This is a genomic window from Ornithinicoccus halotolerans, from assembly GCF_009602535.1.
In the GTDB taxonomy this organism is placed as follows: Bacteria; Actinomycetota; Actinomycetes; order Actinomycetales; family Dermatophilaceae; genus Ornithinicoccus; species Ornithinicoccus halotolerans.
The window spans coordinates 1-8,869 of record NZ_WIQI01000105.1; the positions used below are offsets into that span (position 1 = coordinate 1).

Here is an 8,869-nt window from a genome sequence, read left to right on the forward strand (position 1 = left end):
ACGAGGTGGTCGGCCTCGGTCATCTCCCGACGCGTCTCGTTCCCGTCGTCGTCGATGAAGCACAGCTCCACCGCCTCACCCACCGGCAGCCCGTCGTGCCACCGGGCCGCGCGCAGCCGGCGGCACTCCTCCAGCAGCTCCGGGCCGGCCGCCCGGTGGATCGCGCCGTCGACGCCGCCCCCGCCCAGCAGCGTGGAGTTGGCCGCGTTGACCACCGCGTCGACCTGCTCGGTGGTGATGTCTCCCCGCACCGCCTCGATCGTGGCCATGGCCCCAGCCTGCCAGCCGTGCCATCTCACCTGAAGTTGAGCGGAATAGGCTCAACTCTGCATCGGTTGCTACTGACGGACGCCGAGAGACCACGCACGAGGACCAGGAAGGGGAGCGGCGGATGGACCTGCAACTGACCACCAAGGCCCAGGAGGCGCTGTCGACCGCGGTGCGCGAGGCCGCCGCGGCCGGGCACCCTCAGGTGGAGCCCGCGCACCTGCTGCGCGCGCTCGCCCGGCAGAGCGACACCACCACCGGCCCGCTCCTGGACGCCGTCGGGTCCTCGGCCGCCAGCGCCGCCCAGGCCGCGGAGACCCAGCTGCGCTCGCTGCCCACCACCAGCGGGAGCAGTGTGGGCACCCCGCAGCCGTCCCGGCAGACGCTGACCGTGCTGACGCGTGCGCAGGAGGCGATGGAGCGCATGGGCGACTCCTACGTCTCCACCGACCACCTGCTGCTCGGCCTCGCTCAGAGCGAGCGCGCGTTCGGGCTGGACGCCGCCGCGCTGGAGGAGCGCATCCCGGCGCTGCGGGGCGGGGCCACGGTGGACCGCGAGGACCCCGAGGCGACCTACGACGCGCTCGGCAAGTACGGCACCGACCTGACCGAGGCCGCCCGCGAAGGCCGGCTGGACCCGGTGATCGGGCGCGACTCCGAGATCCGCCGCGTGGTCCAGGTGCTCTCCCGGCGCACCAAGAACAACCCGGTCCTCATCGGCGAGCCCGGCGTCGGCAAGACCGCCGTCGTCGAGGGCCTGGCCCAGCGCATCGTCGCCGGTGACGTGCCGGAGTCGCTGCGCGACAAGACCCTCGTCGCCCTCGACCTCGGCGCGATGGTCGCCGGTGCCAAGTACCGGGGCGAGTTCGAGGAGCGCCTCAAGGCGGTGCTGGAGGAGATCAAGGGCTCCGACGGGCGCATCATCACCTTCATCGACGAGCTGCACACGGTCGTCGGCGCCGGCGCGACCGGCGAGAGCGCGATGGATGCCGGCAACATGCTCAAGCCGCTGCTGGCCCGCGGTGAGCTGCGGATGGTCGGCGCCACCACGCTGGACGAGTACCGCGAGCACATCGAGAAGGACGCCGCGCTGGAGCGGCGCTTCCAGCAGGTCTACGTCGGCGAGCCCAGCGTCGAGGACACCATCGCGATCCTGCGCGGGCTCAAGGAGCGCTACGAGGCCCACCACAAGGTGGCCATCGCCGACTCCGCCCTGGTCGCCGCCGCCAGCCTGTCGGACCGCTACATCAGCGGGCGGCAGCTGCCGGACAAGGCGATCGACCTGGTCGACGAGGCCGCCAGCCGGCTGCGCATGGAGATCGACTCCAGCCCGGTGGAGATCGACGAGCTGCAGCGGACGGTGGACCGGCTGACGATGGAGGAGCTGCACCTGTCCAAGGCCGCCAGCTCCGACGTGGCAGCGGCCGAGCGCCTGGAGCGGCTGCGCGCCGACCTGGCGGACAAGAAGGAGCAGCTGGCGGCGCTGAACGCGCGCTGGCAGGCCGAGAAGACCGGCCTCAACCGGGTGGGTGAGCTCAAGCAGCGGCTGGACGAGCTGCGCACCCGCGCCGAGCGGCTGCAGCGCGAGGGCGACTACGAGCAGGCCTCCCGGCTGCTCTACGGGGAGATCCCGGCTGCGGAGCAGGAGCTGGCCCAGGCCCAGGCGCAGGAGGAGCAGGCCGCGGCCGACCCCGACCGGCAGCAGCCGATGGTCAAGGACGAGGTGGGAGCCGACGACGTCGCTGACGTCATCTCCGCCTGGACCGGCATCCCGGCCGGTCGGCTGCTGGAGGGCGAGACGGAGAAGCTGCTGCGGATGGAGGAGGTCATCGGGCAGCGGCTCGTCGGTCAGCAGCAGGCGGTGCAGGCCGTCAGCGACGCCGTGCGCCGCAGCCGGGCCGGCATCGCCGACCCCGACCGGCCGACCGGGTCCTTCCTGTTCCTCGGTCCCACCGGCGTCGGCAAGACCGAGCTTGCCAAGGCGCTCGCCGACTTCCTGTTCGACGACGAGCGGGCGATGGTGCGCATCGACATGAGCGAGTACTCCGAGCGCCACGCCGTGGCCCGGCTCATCGGCGCCCCGCCGGGGTACGTGGGCTACGAGGAGGGTGGCCAGCTCACCGAGTCGGTGCGCCGGCGCCCCTACTCGGTGGTGCTGCTGGACGAGGTGGAGAAGGCGCACCCGGAGACCTTCGACATCCTGCTGCAGGTGCTCGACGACGGCCGGCTGACCGACGGCCAGGGCCGGACCGTGGACTTCCGCAACGTCATCCTCGTGATGACCTCCAACCTCGGCAGCCAGTTCCTGACCGACCCCACGACGGACCGCGACACCAAGCGGGAGCAGGTGATGGCCACCGTCCGGACCGCCTTCAAGCCGGAGTTCCTCAACCGGCTGGACGAGATCGTGCTGTTCGACGCGCTCAGCCTGGCCGAGCTGCGCCCGATCGTCGGGCTGCAGGTGCGGCTGCTGGCCGACCGGCTGGCCGACCGGCGGATCTCGCTGGAGGTCACCGACCAGGCCACCAGCTGGCTGGCCGAGCGCGGCTACGACCCGGCCTACGGCGCACGGCCGCTGCGCCGGCTGGTGCAGACCGAGATCGGTGACCGGCTGGCACGGGCGCTGCTCGCGGGGGAGGTCCGCGACGGCCAGACCGTGGTCGTCGACGCCGGGCCCGACGGCGGCCTGGTGCTGCGCGAGCAGCTGGTCGCGGCGTAGCAGCCAGCGTCGGCTGCCGCAGGACCGGTCGGTCCAGCGGCAGCCGACCGGCGCCTCAGCCGGTCGGCCCCGCCTGGAGCAGCTCGCGCACCAGCGGGCCGGCGGTGACCGACCCGTAGCCGCCGTCCTGCACCCAGGCACTGACCACCAGGTCACCCTGGGCGGCGACCATCCAGGAGTCGACCGCCATCTCCTCGCCGCTGCCGACCTCCGCGCTGCCGGTCTTGGCCAGCACCGGCGGGCCGGGCACGTCCCCGAGCACGTCGCGGGCGCCGCCGTCGGTGACGACCGCTCCCATCACCTCCCGCAGGGCGCCGGCCTCCTCCTCGGTGAGCGGTGTCGGCTGCTCCCCGGCGCCGGCCGCCGGGTCGTCGGCGACGTCCTCGGGCTCGGTGACCAGCACCGGCACCACCGTCCGGCCCGCGGCGACGGAGGCGCCCATCGTCGCCACCGCCAGCGGGGAGGCCTGCACCTGGCCCTGCCCGAACGTCGCCGCCGCCAGCCCGGTGCCCGCGGGCGCCTCCGGGACGTCCCCGAGCGAGTGCTCCCACACCGCCTGACCGGTGTCCCGGTCCATCCCCAGCGAGCGGGCGGCCTCGCGCAGGGCCGCTGGCTGCAGCTGGTCCCGCTCGTTGACCAGGGCAGTGTTGCAGGAGTGGGCGATGGCCTCCCGCAGCGTGATGGTGCCGGTCGCCGAGGCCGGGTACCCGGGGAAGTTGGTGATCCGGTAGCCGTCAACGGTCACCTCCGGCGGGCACTCCACCGGCGACTCCGGCGTGAGCCCGGCGCGCAGCAGCGCCAGCGTGGTCACCACCTTGAAGGTCGACCCGGGCGGGCGGGCCGCCAGCATCGCCAGCGACTGCCCCTGCGCGCCGGGGCTGACGGCGGCGGCGAGGACGTGCCCGTCGGAGGGGCGCAGCGCCACCAGCGCCGCCGGCCGGTCCTCCTCGGCCAGCAGCTCCTCGGCCGCGGTCTGCAGGTCGCTGTCCAGCGTGACCTGGACCGGGCGGCCGTCCTCGGGCGGCACCTCCGCGAGCACCCGCTCCTCGCCGTCCTCGCCGGTGGCGACCACCGCCGTGCCCGGCGTGCCACCGAGCACGGCGTCCAGCCGCCGTTGCAGGCCCGACAGCCCCACCACGTCGCCGGGCGACACCCGGCCACCGGACTCCTCGACCAGCTCGGCGGTGGCCTGCCCGGCCCGCCCGAGCAGCGGCGCCGCCCAGCTGCTGGTCGGTGCCAGCGGCAGCTCGTCCGGCACGGCGCGGCCGCCGGGGACCGCCTCCAGCTCGGCCAGGCTGACGCTCGGGTCGCTCTCCCGCACCGGGTAGGCCTCGACGAACGCCTCCGGTCCGGCCGCGGCGGCCCGGTCAGCGAACCCGGCCGGGTCGACGCCGACCAGCTCGGCCACCTCGCGTGCCGCCTCCCGGACCGCCTGCTCGTCGGCCCCGTCCGGCAGCAGCGTCTTGTCCAGCCCGAGCCGGCGCACCGGGCGGGAGGTCACCACCGGCTGGCCCGTCCCGTCCAGGATGTCGGCGCGATCGGCCGGCAGCCGGCGCACGGCCACCTCGTCGCCCGGTTCGAGTCCCTCGGCGAGCCAGCTGGGGTCCGGGGTCGAGGTCCACCGGCGTTCCTCGTCACCCTCGCCCTCGGCCAGGGTGAGCCGCACCGGGCGCTCCTGCCGCCACTCCTGCCCGCCGGGCAACTGCCAGGTCCAGCGCAGCCGCGCCTGCGCCGTGACCGGTCGGTCGCCCTCGCCCTCGACCGGCTCACCGACCGAGACCACCTCCACGGTGCGGTCCAGTGTCGCCAGCTCGCCGAGGAGGGACTCCTCCCAGTCCTGCGCCAGCCATCCCGGCAGGCCCGGCCCGCCCTCCGCCAGGGTCTGGGCGACCTCGGCGGCGTAGTCGTCCGGCTCCGGCGGCTCCTGCCCCGAGCAGCCGGCCACGGTCAGCGCGGCCACCACCACCGCCACCGCGCCGAGCCTGCGTCCCCGTCCCCGGTCCCCTCCAGCCACCCCACCGTTCTACCCCACCCCGCTACCGGTGCCGCAGCCGCCCTGGCACCATCGGAGCCATGACCACCGAGCTGCACCTCACCGGAGACGACGGGGCCGACCGGCTGCTGGGAGAAGACCCGCTGGCGCTGCTGCTCGGGATGCTGCTGGACCAGCAGGTCCCCATGGAGGTGGCCTTTGCCGGGCCGCACAAGATCCGGGAGCGGCTGGGCCACCTCGACCCGGCGCGCATCGCGGCCGCCGACCCGGAGGAGTTCGCCGCGGTCTGCGCCCAGCCGCCGGCCGTGCACCGGTTCCCCGGCTCCATGGCCGGCCGCATCCAGCAGGCGTGCCAGGCCGTGGTCGACGACTACGACGGCGACACCGCGGCGATCTGGAGGGCCGAGGACCCCGACGGCCGGGAGGTGCTGCGCCGGCTGCGGGCGCTGCCGGGGTTCGGTGAGCAGAAGGCCCGGATCTTCCTGGCGCTGCTCGGCAAGCAGTACGGGGTGGACGTGCCAGGCTGGCGGGAGGCCGCGGGCCCCTACGGCGAGGACGGGGCCCGGATGTCGATCGCCGACGTGGTCGACGAGCAGACGCTGACCGAGGTCCGGGCCTACAAGAAGCAGCGCAAGGCCGAGGCGAAGGCGGCCAGGGCCAGCGGCAGGTGATCCTGCGCGCCCGCGGCATGCCAGCGCTGGTCGCCATGACCAGCGCTGGCTTCTCCGGTTACGCCGCGCTGCTCCCGGTCGCCCCGCTGTGGGTGGTGCACGGCGGCGCCGGGTCCGCCGGTGCCGGGGCGGTCAACGGCGTCCTCATGCTGTTCACGGTGCTCACCCAGCTGTTCGTACCGGGGGCGCTGCGCCGCTACGGCTGGGCCCCGGTCCTGGTCGCCGCCATGGTGCTGCTCGGCGTGCCCGCGCTGCTGCACCTGGTCTCGGACCAGCTGGGCTGGACGCTGCTGCTCTCGGCGGTGCGGGGGCTGGGCTTCGGGATCCTCACCGTTACCGGCAGCGCCGCCGTCGCCGAGCTCGTCGACCCCGCGCGGCGGGGGCGGGCGATCGGGGTCTACGGGCTCGCGGTGGCCGGGCCCCAGCTGCTGCTGCTCCCGGCCGCGCCGTGGGTGGCCGAGCAGCTCGGGTTCTGGGTGGTGTTCGCGATCAGCACCGCCCCGCTGCTGGGCGTCGTGCCGGCCTTCGCGCTCGCCCGCACGCTCACCGCGCTGCCGGCCGACCACCACCACGACGCACCCACCGGGGCGGCCCCGCCCGGGGGCGGGCGTAGCCGGCGGCGCACCTACCTCGCGCTGCTCCGGCCGATGGCGCTGCTGCTGGGCGTCACCCTCGCCGGCGGGGCGCTGATCACGTTCGTGCCGCAGATCACCAGCGACCCCGCCGTCGCCACGGGAGGGCTACTGCTGCTCACCGGGACGGCGGCGCTGAGCCGGTGGCGGTTCGGCACCCTCGCCGACCGGTACGGGACCTGGCCGTTCCTGTGGCCGCTGGTGGTGCTCACCGCGGCCGGGATGGCGCTGACCGCGTGGGCGGTGACCGACGCCGAGGCCACCACGGTGACGCTGCTGCTGCTCGGCATGGCCGCGGTCGGCATCAGCTACGGCGGCCTGCAGAACCTCACCCTGGTGCTGGCGTTCGCCGCCGTGCGCCGCCGTGACTACGGCCTGGCCAGCGCGGTGTGGAACGTCGGCTTCGACACCGGCACCGGCCTCGGGGCCGTCCTGGTGGGGGCGCTGGCGGCCGGCTACTCGTTCCCGGTCGCGCTGCTGGCAGCGGCCGGGTTCTCGGTGGCCACGCTGCCGCTCGCGCTCGCCCGGGAGGGCGGCACGCGGCCGCGGGCCCGACCGGCCGCCGAGGGCCGCGGCGAGTACGCCGAGCGGGAGCCGTGAGCGGACCCGGCTGGCTCACGCGATGTCGAACAGCACCGGCGCGTGGTCGCTGGCGCCCTTGCCCTTGCGCTCCTCCCGGTCGATGACGGCGTGCTGCACCCGAGTCACCAGCGCCGGGGAGGCCAGCGCGAAGTCGATGCGCATGCCGCGCCGCTTCGGGAAGCTGAGCTGGGTGTAGTCCCAGTAGGTGTAGACGCCCGGTCCCGGAGCGTGCGGGCGGACCACGTCGGTGAAGCCCGCATCGACGAGGGCGTGGAAGGCCTCCCGCTCTGCGGGGCTGACGTGGGTCTTCCCGGCGAAGGCGGCCATGTCCCAGACGTCCTCGTCCCGCGGGGCGATGTTCCAGTCACCCAGCAACCCCACCTGTGACTCCGGGGCGGCAGCCAGCCAGCCGGCCGCGGTGTCACGCAGCGCCGCCAGCCACCGCAGCTTGTAGCCCAGGTGCGGGTCCTCCAGGGTGCGGCCGTTGGGAACGTACAGCGACCACAGCCGCACCCCGTCGCACACCCCCGAGATCGCGCGGGCCTCGGCCGCTGCCGGCTCGCCCCAGTGCGGCATGCCGTCGAAGCCCACCTGCACGTCCTCCAGGCCCACCCGGGAGAGCAGCGCGACACCGTTCCACTGGTTGAAGCCGCTGTGGGCCACCTGGTACCCGGCCTCTTCGAACCGCGCACTGGGGAACTGGTCGTCGCGGCACTTGGTCTCCTGCATCGCCAGCACGTCCACCTGCTGACGCTCCAGGAAGGCCAGGACCCGGTCCACCCGGGCACGGATGCTGTTGACGTTCCAGGTCGCGATACGCACGGAGCCACCCTAGATGGATGGCCGATGTCGGTGGACGGCGCGCCGGGTGATGCGTCACCCGCCGTCAACCTCGGCGTCGAGGCGCCGCGACGTAGGCTGCGAGGCATGCCCACCGCACTTGTGACCGGAGCCTCGGCCGGACTCGGCGAGGAGTTCGCCCAGCAGCTGTCCGCCCGCGGCTACGACCTGGTGCTGGTGGCGCGCAGCGCCGACCGGCTCGAGGAGCTGGCCGGCCGGCTGCGGGAGCACCGGGGCGTGGCCGTGGAGGTGCTGCCGGCCGACTTGGCCGACCGGGAGCAGCTGGCCCGGGTAGCGGCCCGTGTCGCCGACGCCGAGCACGACCGGCCGGTGGACCTGCTGGTCAACAACGCCGGCTTCGGCCTGCGACAGGGCCTGCTCGGCGGGGACCTGGCCGAGCAGGAGACCGCGCTGGACGTCATGGTCCGGCCGGTGCTGGTCCTCACCCACGCCGCGGTCAACCGGATGGCACCGGCCGGGCGGGGTGCCGTCCTCAACGTCTCCTCGGTCGCCTCCTGGGCGACCATGGGCAGCTACTCGGCCATCAAGGCCTGGGTCACCGTGTTCTCCGAGGGGCTGGCCCGCGAGCTGGCCGACCGCGGGGTGCTGGTCACCGCGGTGTGCCCGGGGTTCGTGCACACCGAGTTCCACGCCCGGGCCCGGATCAGCAAGCAGATGGTGCCGGGACGGATGTGGCTGACGGCCGACCGCGTCGTCGCCGAGGCGCTGGCCGACCTGGACCGGGGCCACCCGGTCTCGGTGCCCTCCCGTCGGTACCGCGCGGTCGTCCGACTGCTGCGGCACGCGCCCCGCCGGCTGGTGCGGCGCGGCTCGGCGGGGATGTCGCGACGGCGGGGCTCCGGCAGTCCGTGAGGCGGTCCCGACGCTGGCGCCACCCTGCCCTGCTCGGCGCGGTCGCCACCGTGCTCACCGCCGTCCTGGCCGCGCAGCTCTGGCTCGCGGGGCACGAGTCCGTGGCGCTGCACCAGGCGGGGATCGCCCGCGACCCCGAGGGGCGGCTGGTGCCGCTGTCGCCGGGACGCTGGCAGACCGCCCTCCCGCAGGACCACACCGCTCCCTACGTGCTGGACCCGGACCCGGCGCGGCCCCCGTAGAGGCATTCTTGACCCTCGCTTGACGTTGAGCCAGGCCCGTTACTCAATCG

General features: G+C 74.7%; 8 protein-coding genes. 5 read left to right on the forward strand and 3 right to left on the reverse strand.

Going from position 1 to position 8,869, the window contains the following annotated elements; genetic code table 11:
• Positions 1 to 269, reverse strand: a 269-nt coding sequence (locus tag GFJ45_RS13610; RefSeq protein ID WP_194288675.1) for a macro domain-containing protein, incomplete at its 3' end; no start/stop codon positions are given.
• A gap of 122 nt (positions 270 to 391) precedes the next feature.
• On the opposite strand from GFJ45_RS13610, the gene clpB reads away from it, so the two are divergent.
• Positions 392 to 2,986, forward strand: coding sequence for an ATP-dependent chaperone ClpB (clpB, locus tag GFJ45_RS13615; RefSeq protein ID WP_153398120.1), 2,595 nt, complete (start codon positions 392 to 394; stop codon positions 2,984 to 2,986).
• Positions 2,987 to 3,041: 55 nt separating this feature from the next.
• Here the strand turns inward: clpB and GFJ45_RS13620 are convergent, their stop codons facing one another.
• On the reverse strand, positions 3,042 to 4,958 hold the full coding sequence (locus GFJ45_RS13620) for a penicillin-binding transpeptidase domain-containing protein (RefSeq protein WP_194288676.1): 1,917 nt from the start codon (positions 4,956 to 4,958) through the stop codon (positions 3,042 to 3,044).
• A 101-nt stretch (positions 4,959 to 5,059) separates the two neighbouring features.
• On the opposite strand from GFJ45_RS13620, the gene GFJ45_RS13625 reads away from it, so the two are divergent.
• Positions 5,060 to 5,650, forward strand: a complete 591-nt coding sequence (locus GFJ45_RS13625; RefSeq protein WP_153398124.1) for an HhH-GPD-type base excision DNA repair protein — start codon at positions 5,060 to 5,062, stop codon at positions 5,648 to 5,650.
• 35 nt (positions 5,651 to 5,685) lie between these two features.
• A complete protein-coding gene (locus GFJ45_RS13630; RefSeq protein ID WP_228387042.1) occupies positions 5,686 to 6,882 on the forward strand; it encodes an MFS transporter in 1,197 nt (398 codons plus the stop codon).
• Positions 6,883 to 6,897: 15 nt separating this feature from the next.
• Here the strand turns inward: GFJ45_RS13630 and GFJ45_RS13635 are convergent, their stop codons facing one another.
• A complete protein-coding gene (locus tag GFJ45_RS13635; protein ID WP_153398128.1) occupies positions 6,898 to 7,686 on the reverse strand; it encodes an exodeoxyribonuclease III in 789 nt (262 codons plus the stop codon).
• Positions 7,687 to 7,791: 105 nt separating this feature from the next.
• On the opposite strand from GFJ45_RS13635, the gene GFJ45_RS13640 reads away from it, so the two are divergent.
• Both GFJ45_RS13640 and GFJ45_RS13645 read left to right on the forward strand, forming a co-directional pair.
• Complete coding sequence (locus GFJ45_RS13640; protein WP_153398130.1) at positions 7,792 to 8,577, forward strand: SDR family NAD(P)-dependent oxidoreductase; 786 nt, start codon at positions 7,792 to 7,794, stop codon at positions 8,575 to 8,577.
• Positions 8,574 to 8,819, forward strand: coding sequence for a hypothetical protein (locus tag GFJ45_RS13645; protein ID WP_153398132.1), 246 nt, complete (start codon positions 8,574 to 8,576; stop codon positions 8,817 to 8,819). Before GFJ45_RS13640 ends, GFJ45_RS13645 begins: the two co-directional genes overlap by 4 nt.
• The last annotated feature ends 50 nt before the right edge of the window (positions 8,820 to 8,869 follow it).

What these genes read in the sequence shown, in the direction of transcription:
- GFJ45_RS13630 (WP_228387042.1), top strand. Translation starts at nt 5,686, where the DNA reads ATGACCAGCGCTGGCTTCTCCGGTTACGCCGCGCTGCTCCCGGTCGCC.
- GFJ45_RS13640 (WP_153398130.1), top strand. Translation starts at nt 7,792, where the DNA reads ATGCCCACCGCACTTGTGACCGGAGCCTCGGCCGGACTCGGCGAGGAG.
- GFJ45_RS13625 (WP_153398124.1), top strand. Translation starts at nt 5,060, where the DNA reads ATGACCACCGAGCTGCACCTCACCGGAGACGACGGGGCCGACCGGCTG.
- clpB (WP_153398120.1), top strand. Translation starts at nt 392, where the DNA reads ATGGACCTGCAACTGACCACCAAGGCCCAGGAGGCGCTGTCGACCGCG.